This window comes from Affinundibacterium macrobrachii, assembly GCF_014652415.1.
Taxonomy (GTDB): Bacteria; Pseudomonadota; Gammaproteobacteria; order Burkholderiales; family Burkholderiaceae_D; genus Undibacterium; species Undibacterium macrobrachii.
Window position 1 is genome coordinate 1 of record NZ_BMYT01000002.1, and the last position, 23,984, is coordinate 23,984.

The 23,984-nt window shown below is 45.0% G+C and carries 16 protein-coding genes; 8 read left to right on the plus strand and 8 right to left on the minus strand.

The genetic code is table 11. From position 1 onward, the window contains the following. Positions 1-367: 367 nt before the first annotated feature. The 5 genes from IE103_RS05925 to IE103_RS05945 form a co-directional block, all read right to left on the minus strand. Positions 368-2,965 (minus strand): DUF1631 family protein, encoded by a 2,598-nt coding sequence (locus IE103_RS05925; RefSeq protein WP_189345138.1) that lies wholly within the window; start codon positions 2,963-2,965, stop codon positions 368-370. A 37-nt stretch (positions 2,966-3,002) separates the two neighbouring features. Next, the gene (locus tag IE103_RS05930) at positions 3,003-5,591 is read right to left on the minus strand and encodes a DNA topoisomerase III (protein WP_189345139.1); all 2,589 of its coding nucleotides are present in this window, start codon (positions 5,589-5,591) and stop codon (positions 3,003-3,005) included. A gap of 182 nt (positions 5,592-5,773) precedes the next feature. Next, positions 5,774-6,268 carry a Smg family protein gene (locus IE103_RS05935; RefSeq protein WP_189345140.1) on the minus strand — a complete coding sequence of 165 codons (495 nt, stop codon included), beginning with the start codon at positions 6,266-6,268 and terminating at the stop codon, positions 5,774-5,776. A 73-nt stretch (positions 6,269-6,341) separates the two neighbouring features. Further along, positions 6,342-7,451 (minus strand): DNA-processing protein DprA, encoded by a 1,110-nt coding sequence (gene dprA, locus IE103_RS05940; protein WP_229827128.1) that lies wholly within the window; start codon positions 7,449-7,451, stop codon positions 6,342-6,344. Between the two features lie 31 nt (positions 7,452-7,482). Beyond that, entirely contained in the window at positions 7,483-8,580 is a 1,098-nt protein-coding gene (locus tag IE103_RS05945) for a LysM peptidoglycan-binding domain-containing protein (RefSeq protein WP_189345142.1), read from the minus strand. Between the two features lie 183 nt (positions 8,581-8,763). Here IE103_RS05945 and def point away from each other — a divergent pair, with 183 nt between their 5' ends. The 5 genes from def to IE103_RS05970 all read left to right on the plus strand — a co-directional run bounded on the left by def (position 8,764) and on the right by IE103_RS05970 (position 13,321). Next, the gene (gene def, locus IE103_RS05950; protein WP_189345143.1) at positions 8,764-9,288 is read left to right on the plus strand and encodes a peptide deformylase; all 525 of its coding nucleotides are present in this window, start codon (positions 8,764-8,766) and stop codon (positions 9,286-9,288) included. Beyond that, on the plus strand, positions 9,285-10,250 hold the full coding sequence (fmt, locus tag IE103_RS05955) for a methionyl-tRNA formyltransferase (protein ID WP_189345144.1): 966 nt from the start codon (positions 9,285-9,287) through the stop codon (positions 10,248-10,250). Before def ends, fmt begins: the two co-directional genes overlap by 4 nt. Before the next feature lie 119 nt (positions 10,251-10,369). Further along, positions 10,370-11,389, plus strand: a complete 1,020-nt coding sequence (locus IE103_RS05960) for a transporter (protein ID WP_189345145.1) — start codon at positions 10,370-10,372, stop codon at positions 11,387-11,389. Positions 11,390-11,483: 94 nt separating this feature from the next. Next, positions 11,484-12,704 carry an MFS transporter gene (locus IE103_RS05965; protein ID WP_189345146.1) on the plus strand — a complete coding sequence of 407 codons (1,221 nt, stop codon included), beginning with the start codon at positions 11,484-11,486 and terminating at the stop codon, positions 12,702-12,704. Continuing rightward, positions 12,701-13,321: a helix-turn-helix transcriptional regulator gene (locus tag IE103_RS05970; RefSeq protein ID WP_189345147.1), complete on the plus strand. Its 621-nt coding sequence runs from the start codon at positions 12,701-12,703 to the stop codon at positions 13,319-13,321. Before IE103_RS05965 ends, IE103_RS05970 begins: the two co-directional genes overlap by 4 nt. A gap of 9 nt (positions 13,322-13,330) precedes the next feature. Here the strand turns inward: IE103_RS05970 and IE103_RS05975 are convergent, their stop codons facing one another. The 3 genes from IE103_RS05975 to IE103_RS05985 form a co-directional block, all read right to left on the minus strand. Next, positions 13,331-14,017: a riboflavin synthase subunit alpha gene (locus IE103_RS05975; protein WP_189345148.1), complete on the minus strand. Its 687-nt coding sequence runs from the start codon at positions 14,015-14,017 to the stop codon at positions 13,331-13,333. An 18-nt stretch (positions 14,018-14,035) separates the two neighbouring features. Further along, positions 14,036-15,019, minus strand: coding sequence for a LysR family transcriptional regulator (locus IE103_RS05980; protein WP_189345149.1), 984 nt, complete (start codon positions 15,017-15,019; stop codon positions 14,036-14,038). A 126-nt stretch (positions 15,020-15,145) separates the two neighbouring features. Then, the gene (locus IE103_RS05985; RefSeq protein WP_189345150.1) at positions 15,146-16,993 is read right to left on the minus strand and encodes a phosphoenolpyruvate carboxykinase (GTP); all 1,848 of its coding nucleotides are present in this window, start codon (positions 16,991-16,993) and stop codon (positions 15,146-15,148) included. 350 nt (positions 16,994-17,343) lie between these two features. On the opposite strand from IE103_RS05985, the gene IE103_RS05990 reads away from it, so the two are divergent. From IE103_RS05990 to IE103_RS06000, 3 genes are all read left to right on the plus strand, one after another. Next, a complete protein-coding gene (locus tag IE103_RS05990) occupies positions 17,344-18,312 on the plus strand; it encodes a D-2-hydroxyacid dehydrogenase family protein (RefSeq protein ID WP_189345151.1) in 969 nt (322 codons plus the stop codon). A 189-nt stretch (positions 18,313-18,501) separates the two neighbouring features. Next, positions 18,502-19,908: an L-cystine transporter gene (locus IE103_RS05995; protein ID WP_189345152.1), complete on the plus strand. Its 1,407-nt coding sequence runs from the start codon at positions 18,502-18,504 to the stop codon at positions 19,906-19,908. 335 nt (positions 19,909-20,243) lie between these two features. Further along, positions 20,244-23,303, plus strand: a complete 3,060-nt coding sequence (locus IE103_RS06000) for a TonB-dependent receptor (RefSeq protein WP_189345153.1) — start codon at positions 20,244-20,246, stop codon at positions 23,301-23,303. Positions 23,304-23,984 lie beyond the last annotated feature (681 nt).

A 23,984-nucleotide genomic window follows, 5' to 3' on the forward strand; every position in this document is an offset into this window, starting at 1 on the left:
ACCTAAGCAACTAGTCGCTATCACTATCAAGTGCCCACATTTATTGACTGTTAATTGTTAAAGATCTTCAATTCTTTTCTGCTTTTGCTTCGAAGCGTTGTGTTCGTCAGCAGCAGAGAAACGAAATTATGCAGCACTTCTAACTTCTCGTCAACCCCCTGTTTTTAGTTTTGATTTAAATCGTTTCTTGCTACTCGATTCAAACCTCAGGAATATCAACGCCTTACTGTTTGCATTACTCTTATTTCAAACCCAGCATTTCTGCGGGAGGCGAACTATAGCAAAACAAAAGGCATCTGACAAGCAAGTTGTCAGATGCCTTTTTATTATTTTTACTAATCAGTGAAAGGCCAGAATTAACTGCGCTTCACGCTAATTTAGGGGCTTCAGTCACATCAGCTGATTTCAGCAATGACTGAACCGCACGCTCAAACAAAGGTTCCGTTTCCAGAAACTTGACCCTTCCATGCGCGATCATACGTCGGAACATACGAACACTCAGCATCGATGGTTGCTCTTGTCCATCCAAAGTTAAGATGACATTGGTCAAGGCTGGGTCGATCCAATTTAATTTTCCCTGGCTAGGCTCACCACCCAAGTTAATTTCAACCAAGACACCCGTCTTCAATTGCTCCATCACTTGATCAATGCCCGCATCTTTAACAGCCGGAATCTCTTCACTACTCTCTTTTGGCAATTCTTTGACATAAACTTGATCGAGTAATTGAACCTTGATGTCTAGTTCTTTAATCGCATTATCGAGAAACTTGTTTACATCAGAATCATCAGGCTTCTTCAGTGCATCAAAATTCTGTAAATCAGGATCCGCGAAAAAATTATTGAAGTGCTGATGAATCGCCGACAACGAAACTTGCTTATGAATTGTGCCTGAGTGATTTAATCGCATGGATTTAGTATGCGCATCTACCAACCAATTCATGAGGCCTTCTTGCAATGCGGGATTACAATTGATACTAGCCATCCCTTCTTTCAGCGTGCGCAAAATAATCGGCAATAATGCCAGTAGCTGCGTGCGCTCTTCTTCATTCGATTTTGGAATGATGCTCCACAGAAGATCCGGTACTAGCAAGCGCAGGCGATGCGCCAGCTTAGGATCTTCTCGATCAGCAAGCTCTAAGGCATAAACCCAAACCGTTTCAAAGAAGTTTTGCAAGTATGGGTCGATTGTCAGACCCAACAAGGCTTCATGCAGTTGTGCGGAAGTATGTGCAAAGCGTAATGTGCGATTACGAATTTGCTCGGCACCTTCAATTGCGCTCTCGGTTTGACTATCACTAGCACGGAGTTCTTGCGCAATGAAAGCATCGAATTCATCGAGCATTTTTGAAAAAATATCAGGGTTTTCACTCTCATCCTGAAGAATAATTTCAACAATACGGCAAATTTCTTTGGTGATCTTGATGCCACTTGGATCAACTTGCTTTAAGCCCAAAGAAATCGAGCCAATTCGATTTACCAACAATCGTGCTGGATGACCTTTTTGCGTCAACAGCGTATTGTCTTTTAGCGCTAACTTTAAAACCAAGAATTGAAGGCGTCCAAGTTGAGCACGAATCTCGGCGGGCACTTGCGTATCACGCAAGATAAACTCAAACAACATAGCAACAATATCGATGGTCATCTTCTCATCGATACTAGAAGCTAAGTTATTCAGCGCCCCTCGCTGCTCCAAAATCAAATTACGCAGGCCACCTCGTCCATCAAACATTTCCTCACCGGATGGCGTGTATGTCTTCTGGAAACTTGGAATAGAACTAGATAGCGAACCTCGATCAAGCGAAGAACCTGTGTGTGAGAAATCACTTGTTGAATGTGTTGAGGATTGCGTCACACCTGCAATCCCGCCTGCTGCGACACTCGCACTAGACGAAAATTCACCCGCTTGCTCAGAAGAAGCACCACCCCTTGATTGATTAACCGACTGTGAGCCACCGAAAAATCCACGGATTGCATCACTTACCGCTTCACCATTTTTCAGCCAAGAAAACGGCCCCGTCGAAACAGCTTCATGACTACCTGAATGCCCCACTTCGGCTTGCCCAACGACGCCATCATAAGACGCGTCACTTGGCGTAGCTTCACTTCTTTTACCCGTTATTAAATTCGAGGCACGGTTCATCGCGGAACTAAAGAATTGCTCAAACTGCGAGCCACGTCGCACTTGTGGCTGCGGCATAGCCGGCATTCGAGGCGTGGACGCTCCACCAAAAGTCTCATCAGCAACATCTGAGGTCTCGTCGACTTCTTGATCAGTATGAGGCTGTACGCTATGTCCTGAGGCAGTTGGCGATTTACGTATTTTTAGCTGGAGCTGTGCAGCGATTCCATTTTGTGCCAAGTAGTTATTTACCGATGCGTAAATAGATGGGACAAAGCTTAAAAAATTATCCGAAATACGATCAAGCAAAATATCAAACAGAACCGGATTGATTTCCAAGCGCTCAATCGTGCTCGATATGCAACGAGAAAATAAGTATGGCCTAAATGGATTTTCTCGTTCGTTAGTAACTTCTTGTTCGAAGATTAAAGCGATTCGAATATTGAGATCTCGCAGTTGATCCTCGGCCTCACTTCGGAAGCGACTTGTAATCTCTTCTAAACGCAAGCCACCCTCAAACGCGGTGGGATCAATTAGGGTGAGGTTATCCGTATTAAAGTTTGCACTAGGTCGATAAGTACTATAAGTAGTCTGAAAACTGCGCGCCAACAAATGTTCCATGCCATTTGTCAGTTGCTCAACCAAGTAGGCGCCTCGCTCAACCAAGACCGTCCGAGCATCGAGTAAGCGACCTTGCTCCAATGAAGAATAAGTATCGTCTGCTTTAATAAAGCAATCTTCTATACAACGCGGCACGGTGCGTTGCATTGCTTCAGTAAAGCTGCGCATAAACTCAGCACGTGCGTTCGTTAATAGCACATTCGGATCGACACTTCCCTTAATCACGCAGCCTCCCTAGGGTGAGAAATTTTCCAGCGCAACACTAAACCGCCTTCTTCTTCCTTGCCACTGCCTTTTTAACGGGCGCGGCAGCTTCATCACTTTCTACTTTCTCATTAGCTGCGGACTTCGCAGCCGATTTTGCCGGCGCTTTCGCTTTGCGCTCCTCAAACTCGAAACTTGTCTTACCATCTTTTCCGCGCACTAAAAATGCTTTAAATGGACGACGCGTACGTTGAGAGACAAATCCTGGTAGCAAATCAGTCTTCCCTTCGACCAGTAACTTGCGCATTTGTTCGGGCACGATCTCTTGCTGCAAAATAATGCGTCCACTTCTAAAATCACAAGCTTTCGGCTTCGCAACAGTTTTTTCGCATACGTATGCCAAGCCTAATTCAAATACATGACTGCCACATTTTGGACATGCACCGAGCGGTTCGGATTGCGAGAAATCATGATCTTCAGCTTCATCACCTTCGTCTTGATTTTGCCCAAAATCAAACTCGAGTTTCAGATTTTTAATCTCTTCGTCACGCACAATCTTTAGAATTGCAGCGAATGGCCGCCCCATTTTTGAACGGAAGCCCTGCAAAGGACCAATTTCGCGTTTCTGTAAAAGCTCTTCAACCTCTGCGATCTCAAACTGTCGACTTCCCGGTGTCTTACTCATCGAGAATTCACATTGAGTACAGGCAAAACGACGGTAATTTTCTTTTACAACGCCACCACAATTTGGGCACGGAGTGTGTAAGGTCGCGTAATCACCAGGAATCGTATCGTTATCAAATTCTTTCGCGCGCTTAACGATAACTTGTGTCATCTGCGCAATCTCGCGCATGAATTCATCGCGGGTAATCTTACCGCGCTCCATTTGCGCTAGTTTATTTTCCCACTCGCCAGTTAACTCAGGCGACGTTAATTCATCCACACCCAATCCGCGTAGCAAAGTCATCAATTGAAATGCTTTTGCGGTTGGAATCAGTTCACGACCTTCTCGCAACAAATATTTTTCGTACAGCAGACCTTCAATAATGGCCGCACGTGTAGCTGGCGTACCTAAGCCCTTATCAGACATCGCTTCACGCAATTCTTCATCATCGATCAGCTTGCCTGCGCCCTCCATTGCCGACAATAAGGTCGCTTCTGAATAGCGCGCTGGGGGTTTTGTCACTAAGCCATTAGCAAAAACTTTTTCTGTTTTTACTTTTTCACCTTTTGCTACCGCAACCAAATTACCTTTATTTTCAGGATCGCTCTCGTCCTGCGCTTCCTTGCCATAAATCGCCAACCAACCTGGATTGGTCATGACTTTGCCCTCAGTCTTGAACTGATGCCCTGAGACCTCGGTAATACGTGTTGTCACTTGATACTCGGCTGCAGGGAAGAACACAGCCATAAAACGTCGCGTCACTAAGTCATATAACTTTTGTTCTGGCTCCGACAAATTCTTCGGCAAATGGCCCGTAGGAATAATGGCAAAGTGATCGCTAATCTTGGCGTTATCAAAAATCCGCTTATTTGGCTTAATCCAATTGTTATTTAATATCTTGGCCGCAAACTGCTGGAAATTATTGATTTCGCTAATCTTGCCGAGCGTGTCTTTCACTGTTGGCAAATAATCTTCCGGCAAATGGCGGGAATCAGTACGCGGATAAGTCAATACTTTATGCTTTTCATACAAAGCTTGTGCCAAGCCCAAAGTGTTTTTCGCGGAGAAACCAAATTTGGAGTTGGCCTCGCGCTGCAAACTGGTCAAATCGAATAATGCAGGCGCCATTTGGGTCGCAGGTTTAGATTCTTCAGTGACATTACCTTGCTTGTTACGGCAAGCAGCCACAATCGATTCTGCAGCAGCTTTGCTCCACAAACGCTCGGCTTTTTTCTCTGGATCAGTTTCATCTTTCTTAAACTGATGGTCTAACCAACGTCCCTCATAAATTCCCGCAGCGCAAATAAATTCAGCACGCACTTCCCAAAAATCACGTGGCACAAAATTTTTGATCTTTTCTTCACGCTCGACCACGATCGACAAAGTTGGCGTTTGAACACGTCCAACCGTCGTCAAATAGAAACCGCCTTCCTTTGAATTAAAGGCAGTCATAGCACGGGTGCCATTAATCCCAATAAGCCAATCTGCTTCGGAACGGCAGCGTGCCGCATCCGCTAACGGTAACATTTCCTCATCACTGCGCAACTTTTTAAATCCGCTACGAATCGCATCGGCAGTCATTGACTGCAACCACAAACGCTTCACCGGTTGCTTCGCTTTTGCGTGCTGAGCAATTAAACGAAAAATTAATTCACCCTCACGCCCCGCGTCACATGCATTAATGAGCATGGAAACGTCTTTGCGCTTAATTAATTTATTCAGCACCTTTAGACGAGACTCAGTCTTGGCGATTGGGTTCAAAGCAAAATGCGGCGGAATCATCGGCAAATGTGCGAATGTCCATTTACCACGTTTAACGTCGTATTCTTCAGGAACCGCAATTTCCAATAAATGACCTACTGCCGAGGATAAAACGTAATCATCGGACTCAAAGTAATCGTCGTGTTTGGTGAACCCACCCAAGGTCTTTGCGATATCATTCGCAACCGAGGGCTTCTCGGCAATGATGAGGGTTTTTGTCATAGTGGGCTTAATTTTTTTATATTTCGTGCGATTGAATGCAACTTAGAAAAGATACTGATGCCATTCTTGCCACTTCAGCAAGAGAAACGCTATATATCAGCGGGGAATAATAAACGGAATGAATCAACTACGGCAATAGAGACACAATATTTGTCACAAATAAAGAATAATTATGTGAAAACTTAGTGGAAAAGCCGCGAACTACCACTTTCATCACTTAATAAAAACTCATCAAACATCAATATGTCGGTTGCTTGCCCCTGACTCCACAGTATCATTAGTACAATAACCTTAAACTTTGACAAGGACAGCGGTGCTTCATCGACCGCCATTGCTCGCTCAATGACTATCTCTCGCTGTTGTGCATCTAACACTTTGGTGCTTTGCAAATAATACAAATAGCCAATTGCCTCACTACCTAAAACCGAGGCCTCTTCTTCGGTAAAAACACGAAAGCCTGTGGTATTCACAAGCGAAGATTGTGCCATTGACACATCAATTGCATCAGAAGCAAGTTGGTTGCTGGTGTCCGCCAAACCACTCAACCAATCGAGCGCTGCAATAATCTCATCCTCATCAAAACCCACCGATGACAACTTTTTTGCCAGTGCGATCGAATCCGGACAAGTATCCGGTCGGTAGTAGGTCTCGTACAAGTAAACCAAAATGTCAAACATATACTTCAATCAAAATCATTTGTTACTAAGGGAAATTATGATGCGTTCTACAACACAAGTTGCACCATCAAAGCTAGTACCCACTTACACGTTGAAACATACCAGAAGGTAGTGTCTCGATCAGTCCTTGTAACTCTAATGTCAATAATTGCGCGGATAAATCAGCCATATCAATGCCGCTGCGCAAGGCTAGGTGATCAATGTGAACCGGATCATACCCGATAATCGATAAAAGCTCGTTGTCGGCATGATCGGGCACAGACTGTTGGAGTGGTACTTCAACTTGCTGGGATGGCATCGAGAATCGCAACTCATCCAAAATATCTTGCGCGGATTCGACCAACTTGGCACCTTGCTTAATCAATTGATGACACCCTTTTGCCAATGGTGAATGGATCGATCCAGGAATTGCAAAAACTTCTCGCCCTTGCTCCGCGGCCATTCTAGCCGTGATCAACGAACCTGACTGTGCGGCAGCCTCAACCACCAAAACCCCTTTTGCCAATCCAGAAATAATCCGATTTCGACGCGGAAAATTCCCAGCAATCGCTGGCGTACCTAGCGGATACTCACTTAACAAACAGGCTTGGTCAACGATTTGATGCGCCAATTGTCGATTGCGTGCAGGATAGACAATATCAGCACCAGTACCAATGACAGCAATAGTTGCACCTTTTCCCCGCAAGGCACCTGTATGTGCGGCGGCATCTATTCCGGCAGCAAGTCCAGAACTAATGCAAATACCAGCATCACTTAAGCACTCGGAAAATTTCTCCGCATTCAAAACACCTTGTGCTGTCGCATTACGGCTTCCAACAACTGCGATTGTGTCAACATGAAGTAAATCGATCCGCCCCTTCGCGTACAGCAACAAAGGCGGATCGGGAATCGTCAACAGTTGTGCGGGATATTCTGTATCGGCTAGTGAAAGAAGGTGATTACCCGACTGCTGCAACCACTGCTGAGTCAAGGCAATCTGCGCCTTCATCGCATCATTTGGCGCCTGCAACAAGGCATGTGCCAGCTTCGCTGGAATATGTTCGACTAATTGGGAAAACTCAGTTGAAAAAATTTGAGAAGGTAAGCCAAACACACTCAATAACTTCCGCGCTGTCTCATTCCCAATGCCTTTGGTTAGAGACAAGCGCAGCCAATCGTATTGATCTTGTTCGTGTTCGCTCAAATGCAATCTCAATCTAATTCAATACAAACACTTATTTGACTGGGGTACGAACAATATCGCCAACGCTCACTACATCTGTCACTTGCATGACTAAGCCATATGAAATGTTATTAAATACACGGAAAATAAATAACTGTCCGTACATTTCGTCAGGCAATCGAATTGGTTTTTTATCATTGGTACGATCTGGAATGATTTTGCCGTAGCGTCCCAATTCGAGCACGGTACCAACGTCGATACCGGAACTGCTACCACGATTGATACTCACAATATTGTTCTGCCCCGCAAAGCTAACACCACCATAAACCGCCACTACGCGTGCGGTAATGTCTTTATCAGGTGCATGCGGAACATAATTAATGATCGGTGTTGGCGGAATCGGGACTAGACGATCACCAATTCCCATTTCTTCTTTTGAAGTAACGATGGTGAACGAATCGACGCCATCTTCAGTTTTTGCAGTACGCTCTAGCTTAACCGCACCGATATACACAGCCTCATAACCGATGATGGCTTTGGTATCAGGGTCTTTGAGCGCTGTACCAGGTCGGAAAACTTGGAATGAGGTGCCTTTTTTGAGATCACCTTTCACATAAACTTTATCCCCACGCCCCACATACACGCGCCCCTCAGGCGCAGCAACGATACGAGGCGCATTAGCAAACTCATCCTTCTCAATAATCAAGGGTTGAGATAAATAAGGTTCAATCAGATTATTCGGAATCGCAGAAATCGCGTCCATCCCATTGCTGGTCACACTTCGAGTCTGCGGTGTGAGTTTTGTTACACCTGTCACACCGTCACCCAATGGATTTGCCAAGCGTAGACGTCCATTCGCGCGATCAAAATAAACAATCTGCTTAGGATAAATCCAATGCGGATTACGAATTTCTTCTTTATTCATGCCCCAAACTTCTGGCCAACACCAAGGATTCTGCAGAAACCGTCCAGAAATTCCCCATAAAGTATCGCCTTTGACAACCACATGCTTATCCGGCGCATCGGGCAAAAATGAACACTTACTACTCAAGGCTGGCGGCTGTGTACTTTCATTCTCTTGAGCGAAAGCGGACACAGAAACCGCGAGCGGAAAGGCAAAAGCGAGGGCGATTGTGCTAAACTTTTTCATGAAATTTTTCCGATGCAGGTAACTGATTTCAGGGAATGGCAATTAAATTCTTTTGTTAGAGAAACTTCTAAACAAGAAAGGTTCTTGCCAAACTTACCAAATTGAATCAAATTCTGCCCATAAATCCTTGAACTAGCAAGAAAAACCGCAATCTTGGCATTCTTGCTTGTTGTGAATTGTCTTATGCCGATACTAAATATTCTCCGTTATCCTGATCCACGCTTACACAAAGTTGCTAAGCCAATCACCATTTTTGATGAGCGCTTGAAACAGCTCGCCGCTGATATGGCCGAAACCATGTATGACGCACCGGGCGTGGGCTTGGCAGCATCACAAGTCGATGTCCACGAACAACTGGTTGTCATTGATACTTCCGAAGACAACTCGCAATTACGCGTTTTTATCAATCCAGAAATTATCTGGGAAAGCGAAGAACGCAAGGTCTATGACGAAGGCTGCTTATCCGTACCCGGCGTTTATGATGGTGTTGAACGTCCAGCAGAAGTCAAAGTACGCGCACTTGATCTTGATGGCAAAGCTTTCGAACTGCACGCGGATGGTTTGTTGGCCGTATGCATTCAACATGAAATGGATCACTTGAAAGGCAAAGTTTTTGTCGAATACCTGTCGCCACTCAAACGCAATCGGATCAAAACAAAAATGATCAAAGAAGAACGTGAGATGAGCAAAAAGGCGAACCGTCGATGAAAGTGATTTTTGCCGGCACGCCAGAGTTTGCAGCTGTCGCTTTAAAAGCGATTATCGATGCTGGATATGAAGTTACTTTGGTGCTGACTCAACCTGATCGCCCAGCAGGGCGTGGCATGCAGCTACAGGCTTCCGCCGTCAAACAGTTGGCGCTCGCCCATCAAATTCCAGTCGCGCAGCCAATCTCGCTGCGCTTAGATGGTAAGTACCCAGAGGTCGCACAAGAGGCGCATGAATTGCTACGCAATACGCCACATGATGTCATGGTAGTGGCGGCCTACGGTTTAATTTTGCCACAATCCTGTCTAAGCATTCCTCGTTTGGGCTGTATCAATATCCACGGTTCTTTATTGCCACGTTGGCGCGGCGCAGCTCCAATCCATCGTGCAATTGAAGCCGGCGATGCAGAAACAGGTATCACCATTATGCAAATGGAAGAAGGCCTAGATACTGGCCCTATGCTGATGCGTCGTGCAATCCCAATTACAGCCACCGATACGACGGCGAGTTTGCATGACCAATTGGCGACATTGGGCGGTGAGATGATTGTTGAGACTTTAGGTCAACTAACAGTCGCGCCGATGCAAGCGACAACACAGCCAGAAGATGGTGTTTGTTACGCCGCCAAAATTAGCAAAGAAGAAGCTGCGATCAATTTTGATGCGAGCGCAACTGAGATCGACAGAAAGATCCGCGCATTTAATCCCTTCCCAGCGGCCCACGCCAATATCGATGGTACGATCATCAAGTTTTGGCGCGCCGAAGTTGCCAAGGGCGACAGTCAATTACCGAGCGGGAGCATCATCGATGCGTCTGGTCAGCAAGGAATATTCATTTCTTGTGAAGGTGGAAAATCTGTTTTGCGTGTGCTTGAACTGCAAAAGCCGGGAGGCAAACGCTTAGCAGTCCAAGATTTCTTACAAGGCTTTCCGCTTAAAGCTGGGCAAGTGTTTCAGTCTTAATCAGCATTGCAGATCCTCATCGTTCTTGCGAAGACATTTTCACCACTTCGCAAGAACTGTCATATTGCCATCACTCAAAGCCTTTACAATTACCGGCTAGAACAGAGTTTGGAATGGCTATGAATAAAGAACGCTTACACTATGGCTCCGATCAATCGGGCTTAATTTGTGCTTATCTTTTTACTGGACAAGAAGCTGGCAAAGCCTTGCGAGGCGATGAGGTATTGCAGTATTTAGATCAAGCACAAAGCTTAGCGCCGACCCATTTCATCTGGCTACATTTCAATCTGGCAAATGCATCCACTGAGAAATGGCTGCGCGAGCACAGCCAATCGCCCGAAGAGTTCTATGAAAGTCTACATCAAGGCTCACGCTCAACACGGATTGAGCATGCCGATCAACATCTAATTGCCATTGTCAACGACGTACTGCATGACTTTAGTTTTGATCCTTCAGAAATTGCGACACTATGGCTCAATGTCAGTCGCAATATGATGATTAGCACCCGTCGCAAGCCACTGAAATCAGTTGATCACTTACGCAACGCCGTTAATGCTGGAGAAATCTTCCATTCACCTATGGAGTTGCTCACGCACTTATTACGCGATCAAGCTGATGTACTGACAGGTATCGTCAGAGATGCGACCACCAAAATCGATGAAGTTGAAGACCATTTGTTAGCGGAACGATTAAGTCGTAAACGCGCGAATCTCGGTGAGCTGCGTCGTCTATTAGTTCGACTACAGAGATTACTCGCTCCCGAACCTGCTGCACTGTTTCGACTGCTACAAAAACCACCTGCATGGATGGCAGATAACGATGTGCATGAACTGCGCCAATCGACGGAAGAATTCTCCGTCGTTTTAAGCGATATGGCATCGCTACAAGAACGCATCAAATTACTACAAGAAGAAATTGCTGCCCATGTTGGTGAGCAAAATAATCGCTCACTATTTGTACTGACGATTGTGACGGTGCTCGCACTTCCGATCAATATCACTGCTGGCTTAATGGGCATGAATGTCGGCGGAATTCCGTGGGCACAAGATGAAAATGGTTTTTGGATAGTTGTTGCCTTGATCAGTTTGATTACAGCGATTGCTGCTTGGGTCGCCCGACATTTTAAGAACAAAGATTAATGCAGAAATGGAAGCACATTATTAAATAAACTTTTTAGTTTACTTAATAATGTATTTCAACTATGCTTGCGACATTCACCCTGATTGATGTCGTATGAAAACACCCTTACTTATCGCCGCGGCTTGTCTACTCACGCTACTCTCAACTGTGGGTGCAGCATTACCGTATCCAATTTTGCCGCCACTCTTTGCGGCCAATGCTGCGAATGATTTCAACCACTTTTTAGGATTACCACCAAAGCTGTTGTTTGGAATTGCTTTGAGTATTAACCCTTTGGGTTTATTAATCGGTTCAACCTTACTCGGTCCATTGTCAGATCGTTTTGGTCGTCGCCCAATTTTATTAGCCAGCGCAACAGGTGCCGCACTTGGTCATGCGATTACCGCATGGGCACTAGTGCTGCAATCCTATCCTTTATTCATCTTAGCGCGCTTTATCACCGGCCTATTAGAAGGCAATATGCCGGTAGCACGCGCCATGCTCGCAGATCGCTTAGAAGGCAAGCTGCGAGTACAAGCTTTGTCATGGCTAAATGGTGCAAACTATTCTGGTTGGTTAGCTGGTCCTTTGTTGGCTGGACTCACATTAGGCTGGGGCATCACCGTACCATTTTGGATAGCCGTGATTGCCTTGCTAGGCGCTGCTGTTTTAATTGCGGTTACGCTCCCGCGCGAATTACCATCGACACATACAACTTCGTGGTTGCAGGTCGCCCGCAACAAACATGCATTTCAGCTTCTACGCACACCTAGCTTGCGCCAATTATTTTATATTCAGCTAGCCTACACCTGTGGCGTCACGGCATTTTATGAATTTTACCCACTATGGTTAGTCGAATTTGGTGGCTATCACTCCAAAGGAATCGCGTGGATGACAGCAGCCTTGTGTGCAGTGATGACGCTCTCCTCATTGGTAGCAGGACGCTCAAGCGAAATAATGCCATTGGAACGCGTCCGATTTCACGCCTATGTGGCAGCAGCCGCTATTGCGGTTGTTGGCTTCGGCAATACTTGGTTAGGTTTAGCTGCGATCATCTTATTTGGATTTCCAAATGCGTTTTATAATGCACTCTTACCGAGTTGGTGCGCCGAACGATTTGGCCACCACGGACAAGGCGCAGTGATGGGATTAATTTCGACGACCTTCTGTCTCGCCAATATCATCATGGCGATTATCGGTTCGGTACTAACGCTAATTGATACTCGACTAATTTTGATCTTGGGTGCGGCACTGAGCGCATGGGCAGCGTGGCGCATCGGTCATTGGCAAAAAGAATTAGCAGAGCTCGATCAAAGAGAATTGGAAGCTGTATGAATACCGCAGAGCGTATTTTGTTTTTGCTGAAAACACGTGGTGCACAAACCGCACAAGAGCTCGCAGATCAACTCGAACTCAGTTCTATGGGCGCGCGTAAACATTTAGAGAGTTGGTATGAAAAAGGCTTAGTCAGTTTTGAAGACAGTGCGGAGAAACAAGGTCGTCCATGTCGACGCTGGCAACTAAATGAAACCGGACACGCTCGCTTTCCCGATCGACATAGCGAACTCACAGTACAAATGCTGCAGCAAATACGTCAATTGTTCGGCGACAAAGGACTAGATCAAGTCATCACTGCACGCGAATCAGAATCGCTACAAAACTATACGCAAGCAACTAGTAAACTAAAAACCCTCAAAGGCAAACTACAAGTGTTGGCAGAAATACGTAGTCGAGAAGGTTATATGGCAGAAATTTTGCCACATGAAGACGAGGGTTTTTTACTGATAGAAAATCATTGTCCCATCTGCGCGGCAGCGAAAGAATGTCAGCAATTTTGTCGATCTGAGCTAAGTGTTTTTCAACAAACCTTAGGCGATAGCTTTATCATCGAGCGTACAGAACATCTGCAAAATGGCGCGCGTCGTTGTGTCTATTGGGCAAAGACGCGCTAAGCAAAACACTCACTTGCTAAGTAAATCTTGTGTCGATTTTCCTTGTTGCGCTAACAATGTTTCCAATGCCGGCATCAACGGACCCAAAGTTTCTTGCAGCATATTGCGCACGGTATCGACCACCACCTGAGTCTGTCTTTCGATTTCAATATTCAGTGAATCACCGACCTTTTTCTGTCCAAATACCGTCATGCGCAAGGTCTCAGGAATCAACCACACCTCAAACCAATTCGCGTCACGATCAACTTCGGCAATCGTTAAACTCGCGCCATTGATGGCAATATAGCCTTTCGCAAAAATGTAGCGCATCCATTCTTTGGGCACAGCGATGCGCATCACATAGTTATTCTCTAATTGACGAATTTGCGCAAGTTGAGCGACAAAATCAACATGCCCCGATAAAGGGTGACCACCGATTTCAGCACCGTCTTTGGCGGCACGCTCTACATTGACTTGTGCGTTCTCTGCATAACTACCAAGTGTTGTGATCGCTAGAGTTTGCTGCATGATGTCAAACTCAGCAGCATCTTCAAATAGCTTGGTCACAGTTAAGCAAACCCCATCAGTCGCCACACTGGCGCCGATTTGTAAATCGTAATCAAACCCAGCTGGAAAGGCGAGTTGTATCGTCCGCAAGCCGGTTTGATCTTGGATTTTCTTAATATTGGCGACGCCTTGTACAATTCCTGTAAACATAATGTGTATTTCACCTGATTAATTCAAATTCGGATTGCCGGATTTTTTCATCTCAGCAAGTGGCGCAAACATTTCATGCGTCATATTCACGAAGTGATCACGCAACCATTTATGCGCTGGATTGCGCGCATCGCGTTCATGCCACAACATATCGACATGCACATCAGGCGTTTCAAAGGGTAACTCTTTCCATACCAAGGCATCGCTCATTCCTGTCGAAGCAATGAAGTGGAAAGGCAAGACCGTTAATAGATCCGAATTCGCCACAACCTTACCGCCAGTAAAGAACTGGTTCACCGTCAACAAAATGCGCCGTTCGCGTCCCATTTTCATTAGTTCATCATCAATCAAACCATGCGCTCGACCAGAAAAACTGACGAGGCAATGATTCGCGGCACAATAAGCGTCAAGCGTTAATTCTTGATTGGCGAGTGGATGATTCTTACTCATCACACAAACGTAATGACCGGAATACAGACGTTCATGGCGAATCGGACTACGTGCCGCGCCCTGTCCACCAGACAATTGTGCTACCACACCTGGGAAGAAACCAACTGCAATATCAATATCACCCTGTGTGAGCAAAGGCCGCGGTTCACGCGTCGTGAGCGGCACCATACGCGCATTCATATGCGGTGCTTCGCGCTCAAATGCGGTGATCAAGGTCGGCATCCACAAGGCGGCGGTGGAATCGGCCATCGCCATTCGAAAAGTCGCCACGGCTTTAGAAGGATCAAAACTACTAGGTGCAATCGCTGCTTCTAAGGTTGATAGCGCTTCACGAATCGACGGCCATAATATTTCAGCACGGGGCGTCGGCTTCACGCCATACGCAGTACGAATTAATAACTCGTCATTAAGCGAATAACGTAGCCGCTTAATCGCATTCGACACCGCGGGCTGCGTCATCGCCAATTTGTCTGCAGCGCGCGTTAGATTTTGCTCGACCATCACAGTATCAAATACACGCAATAGATTTAAATCTAAGGTCAGAAAATTCATCGGCAGCCTTTCCGCTTATGCAATGGAGTGAAAGATTATCCCAGATTTAAGCAAAATTTTGCAATGCACAAAAAAGCGCACTTCAGGTTACCCCGAAGCGCGCTTTTTCCTAAGACGAAAAATTGATTACGCTAAGCGACTCGCCAATGTCGCTTTGGTCGCTTCCAAAGCTGCAGGCAAACGGTATTTCAGCTTATCAAACAATTCGGTGTGTAAATCCAACTCGGCTTTCCATGCGTCTTTATCAATAGAAGTGATGAGTTCAAATTGTTCAGACGTGAAGTTCAAGCCATCCCATGTCAGATCTTCATATTTTGGGCTGATACCAAAGATATTTTCTGTGCCGCTGGTCGAACCATCGATACGTTCTAACATCCACTTCAACACACGCATATTGTCGCCAAAACCTGGCCATACAAACTTGCCATTGGCATCAGTACGGAACCAGTTCACGCAGTAAATGTTTGGTTGTTTGCCACCGAGCGCTGTAATCTTCTCGCCCATATTCAACCAATGCTGGAAATAGTCGCTCATGTTGTAGCCCATGAACGGCAACATTGCGAACGGATCACGACGCACCACGCCTTGTTGACCAACTGCTGCTGCCGTAGTTTCAGAACCCATAGTTGCAGCCATGTACACGCCTTCGACCCAATTGCGCGCTTCTGTTACCAATGGCACCGTGGTCGAGCGACGACCACCGAAGATGAAAGCTGAAATTGGTACACCAGCTGGATCATCCCATGCTGGGTCGAGCACTGGATTTTGCGTTGCCGCCACCGTAAAACGCGCATTTGGATGCGCTGCTTTACGACCAGTTTCTTTCGCGATTTCTGGAGACCAATCTTTACCTTGCCAGTCGATCACGTGCGCTGGTGCTTCTTTCGTCATACCTTCCCACCACACATCGCCATCATCGGTCAAAGCAACGTTGGTGAAAATGGTGTTCGCAGTCAAAGACGACATGCAATTCGAGTTAGTCGCGGTATTCGTGCCTGGAGCGACACCGAAATAACCGGCTTCTGGATTAATCGCATACAAACGACCATCGGCACCCGGCTTAATCCAAGCGATATCGTCGCCAATCGTTGTCACTTTCCAGCCTTTAATTGCTGGAATCAACATCGCAAAATTCGTCTTGCCACAAGCGGACGGGAATGCTGCCGCGACATAATGTTTTTTACCTTCTGGAGATTCCACACCCAAAATCAACATATGTTCAGCCAACCAACCTTGATCGCGTCCCATGGTGGAAGCAATACGCAATGCGAAGCATTTTTTGCCCAACAATGCATTACCACCGTAGCCCGAACCAAACGACCAGATTTCACGTGTTTCTGGATAATGGACGATGTACTTCGTGCTATTGCATGGCCAAGCTACATCTTTTTGACCCGCTGCCAATGGTGCACCTACAGTATGTACGCAAGGGACGAAATCACCGTCTGTACCCAATACGTCATAAACCGCTTTACCCATACGCGTCATGATGCGCATATTCACGGCAACATACGGCGAATCCGATAACTCAACACCGATATGCGCGATTGGTGAACCAAGTGGCCCCATCGAGAATGGCACTACATACATCGTACGACCTTGCATGCATCCGTCAAATAATGGATTTAATGTCGCGCGCATTTCCGCTGGTGCCATCCAGTTATTAGTTGGCCCTGCATCTTCTTGTTTTTCGGAACAGATATAAGTACGATCTTCAACACGTGCTACGTCGGAAGGATCAGAACAAGCGAGGTAGCTGTTTGGACGCTTTGCTTCGTTCAATTTTTTCATGGTGCCAGCGGCCACCATTTGCGCGCACAGGCGATCATATTCTTCCTGTGTACCGTCGCACCAATAAACGTTTGCTGGCTTGGTCAACGCGACCATTTCAGTAACCCAGTTAATGAGTTTTTGGTGCTTGACGTGTGCTGGCACATTGATTGCCGTCACACCTTGCATGCTAGGTTGATTCATAATAAATACTCCAATGCCATTTCAATAAAAAAATCGGTGTAGCGGCACGGCAAGAACGGCTAGAAGGCGAGTAGATAAGGCAAGTGGTATTATTCTGGTTATAATTGTTCATCCACACTACTGGCACGATAGCGGCATTTTTTGTCGGAATCAGGAAGGCAGACGAGGTAACAACTATGGTCTGAGATCCAAGCTTTCGCCCGGTAGACTGCACGGTACGGAAGATTCAAAAAGCTACGTGCAACGTATTCTACACCGACATACGACAATCTGCTGAGTTTTACGTCACAAACAGTATCAAAAAGAAATCATTTTTGAAAATATACTTACCTACAAGACAAGCTATTCCCATGAAAATCGCCATCTTAGATGATTATCAAGACGTCGTTCGGCATCTTAAATGCTTCTCTATGCTCAACGAACACGATGTGAAAGTGTTTAACAATAAGGCGGTCGGTGTCGGTCAACTCGCTATTCGTCTCAATCAATTCGATGCACTGGTATTAAATCGTGAACGAACCAGCTTGAGCCGTGCACTGCTAAGTAAGTTGCCAAAACTAAAGCTGATTTCTCAAACGGGCAAGGTGTCGGGTCACATTGATCTCGACGCTTGCAAAGACTTCAATATAACCGTGATGGAAGGTGTTGGCGACCCCTATGCTCCAGCCGAATTAACTTGGGCATTAATTCTAGCTTCATCAAGAAAAATCCCGCAGTACACTACATATTTACAAGAAGGTTTATGGCAAACTTCATCATTACATCCAGCACAAAATCAACTTGGGCGTGTGCTGCGCGGTAAAAAAATCGGTATTTGGGGCTATGGGAGAATTGGTAAGTTAGTCGCCCAATATGCCAAAGTATTTCAAATGAAAGTGGAAATTTGGGGAAGTATCGATAGCCGTAAGCAAGCAATCAAAGATGGATTTGGGGCTAGTGAATCGAAAGCAGATTTCTTTCGTACATGCGACATCATTTCCTTGCACTTACGCCTGAACGAAGAAACCCGCCACTTTGTTCGTCAAGATGACCTAAGCAGCATGAAAACGGATGCACTATTCGTCAATACCAGCCGCGCTGAACTGATAGCGCCGAACGCACTCGAAATAGCATTAAATCTTGGCCGCCCCGGCTTTGCTGCACTCGATGTATTTGAAAGCGAACCGCTATCACAAGAATATGGCCTGAGAGGAAAGGAAAATGTTTTGCTCACGCCACATTTAGGTTATGTCGAACAGGATAGTTACGAATCCTATTTTTACGCAGCCTTTCAGAATATTTTGACGTTTTGCCAAAAGCGAGAAAGTAGCAGCACTTAAGCATAATAGCTCTCAGGTATTGTTTACAGCGCAAATCAAATCTGCGCAGGCCAACCACCTATTCTTACTAGGATTGGGATGACGGTTGTTTCAACAAAAAATCCATAAGCAAAGAATTTTTTCTACGTATCAATTTAATAAAGATATGGGCTAGAATGCCCAATCCTCGATAACTAAAAAAGCAAAGCAATGAATTCTCACACTTTCCAACTCATTCTCAATATCAGTGTTGCTGCAGGTATTTGCGGACTTCTTTATTGGCTACAGAACAAACATGTATCGTTCACAAAACGTGTGTTTGTCGGTTTGGGATTGGGTGTGTTGCTTGGCGCAATATTTCAGTTTATCTATGGCCTTGAATCGAGCACCTTAAAAGATACTCATGCCTACCTTGACGTCGTTGGCACAGGATACGTCAAGCTCTTACAAATGGTAGTGATACCACTCATATTGGTTTCTATCATCAGTGCTATCCTCAAATTGAAAGATGTGAGCTCGCTAGGAAAAATCAGCAGCTTAACGATCGGCACTTTAATTGGGACAACCATCATCGCTGCATTAATTGGCTTATTGATGGCAAAAGTGTTTGGATTAACGACTTTAGGTTTGAATTACAGCTCTGCTGAATTTGCCCGCGGCCAATATCTAGAAGGCACCTTAGCTAGCGCAAAGGCGATTACCTTGCCGAGCATGCTACTCAGCTTTATCCCTGAAAATCCGTTTCTTGATATGACAGGTGCACGCAAGACATCCACCATTGCGGTGGTCATTTTTGCCATTTTGATTGGAATTGCAGCAACCGGCATTGCGGAGAAAAAAGCTGAAGCATTCAAATCATTCAGTCACTTTATCGAAGTTGCACAAGCCATCGTGATGCGTCTTGTCACTATCATTTTACGTTTAACTCCTTACGGCGTATTCGCATTAATGACGCAAGTAGTCGCAAAATCGAACAAAAATGATATCTTTAATTTAATTAATTTTGTACTGGCCTCATACAGCGCCATCATCATCATGTTTGGCGTTCATCTTGCAATTGTTGCTGCATGCGGACTCAACCCAAAACGCTATCTACAGAAAATTTTCCCTGTCCTTGTGTTCGCTTTCACATCACGCACTAGTGCAGGCGCCATTCCTATGAGCGTACAAATTCAGCACCAACGTCTAGGAACACCTGAAGGGATCGCCAATTTTGCAGCCTCATTTGGCTCCACAATAGGACAAAACGGCTGTGCTGGCATTTATCCAGCCATGCTGGCATTCATGATTGCACCGACCGTTGGCATCGACCCAATGTCATTTTCTTTTATTGCATCCTTAGTCGGCATTATCGCAATTAGCTCGGTAGGTATTGCAGGCGTAGGTGGCGGTGCAACTTTTGCGGCGTTAATCGTGCTCTCATCACTTGATTTACCTGTCGCGCTAGCGGGGTTGTTGATTTCAATTGAGCCATTAATCGATATGGGAAGAACCGCACTGAACGTGAGTGGATCTATCGTATCAGGAACCGTTACAAGCAAAATTATGGGCTCCACTGATATGTCTACGTTTAACCAAATCGATTCGGGAGAACTTGAAATGAAATCAGAAAGTTAATTAAATGACTAATATCTAGCTCGACTTGTAAATTTTCACTTAAATTAATTAAAAATATTTTTTTGCAATTTATTACCCTGATTTCTGTCGCAAATTTGTTGTATTTATCACGCATTTTATAGCGAAAGATTGACACTTTACAGGGCAAAGTGTTTCCATACATAGCGGTTGTTTTTGTGAGTATTTTTTTTAATTCACAAGCACAAAGTATTAATGCGATTGTATCCATTAGTAGGAGGGGGAGTCCCTACTAGTACCCGCTAGCAGGGTTGGTCTTAAATTTATAAGTGACCAACTTGTAAATTTATGTTTTATTTTTTAACTTAGGAAATTACATGTCCAAGAATAATTCTGTATTCAAGAAAACCTTGGTTGCACATGCATTAACAGTTGCCTTTGGTTTCGGTTTTGTTGCCGTTACCGTTCCAACTGAAGTTATGGCGCAATCCAATGCTGCAGGTTCTATTTTCGGTAAAGCGAAACCAGGTACTACAGTTCAAGTCTTGAACTCTGACAACGGTGTTCGTCGCTCCGCAACAGCTGACTCAACCGGTCGCTTCCAAATTACTGCGTTGCCAATCGGCACTTACAAAGTGGATCTGATGAACGGCGGCAAAGTTGAGCAAAGCACAACTGTTGATGTTTCTTTGGGTCAAGGTTCAGAGGCTGTATTCGCTGCGGCAGCTGGTTCTATCCAAGTTGTTCAAGTTTCAGGCGCACGTAAGCCGATTGACATCTCCTCAACAAATAACGGCGCAAACTTCACTGCACGTCAATTAGAGAACTTGCCGGTGGCGAAGAGCGTTGAAGCGATCGTTCAGTTAGCACCGAACACAACTCGTGGCGATACACGTTTTGCAGGTAACGGCGCATCTTTTGGTGGTGGTGCAGTTACAGAAAACTCCTACTACATCAATGGTTTCCCAGTCACTAATCCATTAACAGGTTTCGGTGCATCTCAATTGCCATTTGGCGCGATTGCTGAAGCGCAAGTTCTGACTGGTGGCTTCGGCTCCGAATTTGGTCGCTCTATCGGTGGTGTGGTCAACGTGATCACTAAGTCCGGTAAAAATCGCTGGGAAGCTGGCGCGACAATGGCTTGGACACCAGATTCATTGCGTTCTGATCCAAAAGATATCTACTATCCAAAAACAGGTCGTACATACAATGCTGCGACTGATGGTACTTTATATTTGCGCCGCAACCAAAATACTGCTGACTCTAAATTGTTCGGTGGCTATGTAAGTGGTCCGATCATTCAAGACAAGTTGTTTATGTTTGTTTCTGCTGAGCAAACTAAAACAGATCAAGGCTTCGTGAATGGTTTGCGTACGTCTACATCCAACGCAGTAAATGGTTGGAATGATACAAAAACTACAGTTAATCGTTATTTAGCAAAGTTTGACTGGAATATTGCAGACGAACACCGCTTAGAATTCATGTCTATTGGTGACTCTCCAGTCGTTAAGATTGATCGCTCTGGCTATGACTACGCTACTGGAAAGCGTGTTGGTGGTGTAACTTCCTCACAAACAAATCGTAATATCAACGACAACGGTAATCAGTTAAATGGTTTGAAATATGTTGGTGAAATTACACAAGATTTGACTTTCACAGCGGCTTACGCACAAGCAAAATCGAAGCATGAAACAACCTTAGTTGGCTACAATCCAACAGCAATGGGTGTTGTTGCTGATCCAGCAAACCGCGTTCCTGGCTTGACTTATACAAATCCACAATCATTTTCCGCAAATGTACCAGGTGCTGGCAGCCAAGATCTTGTTAAATCTCTTCGCCTCGACTTAGAGTACAAGCTGAATAGTCACACTATTCGCGCAGGTTACGATAAATCCAAAGTTGACTCACTGGGCGGCTCTACTACACCAGGTGGCGGCACATGGACCTATTTTAAAACTGACGATCCAAACAAGGCCATTCCAGTCTCTGGTGGCTCAGTTCCTCCAACTGCCTCTGGTGGCGGTTATGGTGCGCAAGGTTATTACGTTGCAAAAACATACTTCTCCGACGTAACAGAATCACATGGTGAACAGACAGCGCTGTACATCGAAGACAAGTATCAAGTAACTAAAAACTTGATGGTTGTTGGCGGTATTCGTTATGAATCCTTCTTGAACAAGAATAAATTGATGCAAAAATTCTTGGATCAACCAGGTGAAATTAATCCTCGCGTAGCTGTGTCTTGGGACGTTAATGGCGATGCGTCATTGAAAGTGTTCGGTACTGCTGGTCGTTACTCTGTACCAATTCCAACCAACATCGGTTTGCGTGCTGCAGGTGCAACGTCTAATACAACGCAATACTTCACTTACACTGGCACTGATGCAAATGGTCAACCGCAAGGCTTGAAACAGTTGACAAACCCATTGTCTCCAAACAATGAGTTTGGCCAACCAAAAGATGCTAGATCATTTGCTGTAAAAGACATGAAACCAACTTTCCAAGACGAAATCACTTTCGGCTTCGAAAAGCAATTGGCTCCTGAATGGAATTCTGGTGCACGTGCGACCTACCGTACTTTGAAATCGACTATCGACGATTTGTGCGATGCTCGTCCATTTGAAGCTTGGGCAAAACGTACGAACACAACGATTACCAATCCAACTTTTGGTCATGACTGCTACTTATTCAACCCAGGTATTGCAAATACTTTCGTATTCGATATCGATGGTAAGGGTAATTACAAAGAAATCGCTTTAAGTGCAGCAGATTTGGGATTTGAAAAAGCGAAACGTACTTACACTGCATTGGATCTGTTCTTAGAACATCCATTCCGCAATGGTTGGTATGGTAAAGTGAACTACACTTGGTCACGTAGCTATGGTAATACTGAAGGTCAAGTACGTTCAGACAACGGTCAAGCTGACGTTTCTGTAACAGCGACTTGGGATTACCCAGAGATTATGCGCGGTGCAATGGGCTTGTTGCCAAATGACCGTACACATCAAATCAAAGCATTCGGCTTCTATCAGTTGAATAACGAATGGTCTGTTGGTGGTAACTTATTGTTGGCCTCTGGTCGTCCACGTTCTTGCTTAGGTGGTGATCCTAATCCAGGCGATTCTCCAAACTACAACAACCAAGCATTCTTCTGCTTCGGTGAAACTAGTGCGCAGAATCAATTGGTACCACGTGGCAAAATCGGTAATTTGCCATTTGACAAACGTTTAGATTTGAATGTAACTTACAAACCAACATTCTTGAATGGTATGGCGTTCAAGATGGATGTATTTAACATTACAAATACTCAAACATTGCAAAACGTGATTGAAGCATACAATAGTGGTACACGTATGAGCAGCCAGTACGAACGTCCAATTAGCTACACAAACCCACGTTCTGTACGTTTCACAGCTGAATACAACCACAAGTTCTAATCTTGTAGTTTGATTTAGTGTTGGCAGAAAAAGCCCCGACTTGTCGGGGCTTTTCTTTTGGAAAATTCCAAATTGATGTATTTGAAAATATGGAAGCTAATTCAAGTTAGAAAATAGGTCGAGCCTTCAAATACAATAGGCAAGTTAATATACGACATGAATCACAACTATTCACCCTACTATTTACTCTATGAGATGTGGTTCTGCTAAGAAATCTCGATACTCACCCTGCACAGCCCAAACCAGAAGATCTAGATGAACCTCTACAAAGACTACTTTTTAGATTCTATCGTCGATTATATGATCCGAATCGGCACATTTTGATATAAGAATCCAATATTTGGCATTTACTTGCTAGCTTTTTATCAGGCAACTGAATCATGAAAGTCAAAGCCTAGAGGGATTCAACAGTTCAATATAAGTTCAAACTTACGTACCGCATAAGGCAGAAACCATCTTTCAATTAGAACTGGTATTGCGGTGACCCAACCACAAAGCGAGTCAGACATCGCTATTTCAAAGGTCGGTAGAACAGCACTGACATTGTCTCGTAAATATGGCCATCATTACTATATGAAATATCGAGATGCAAACGCTCATGCGCAGCAATCAAATTAATGAAATAAAAATCAAGATCCAAAAATAAAAATGCCCGATGAAATAATCATCGGGCATTTTTTC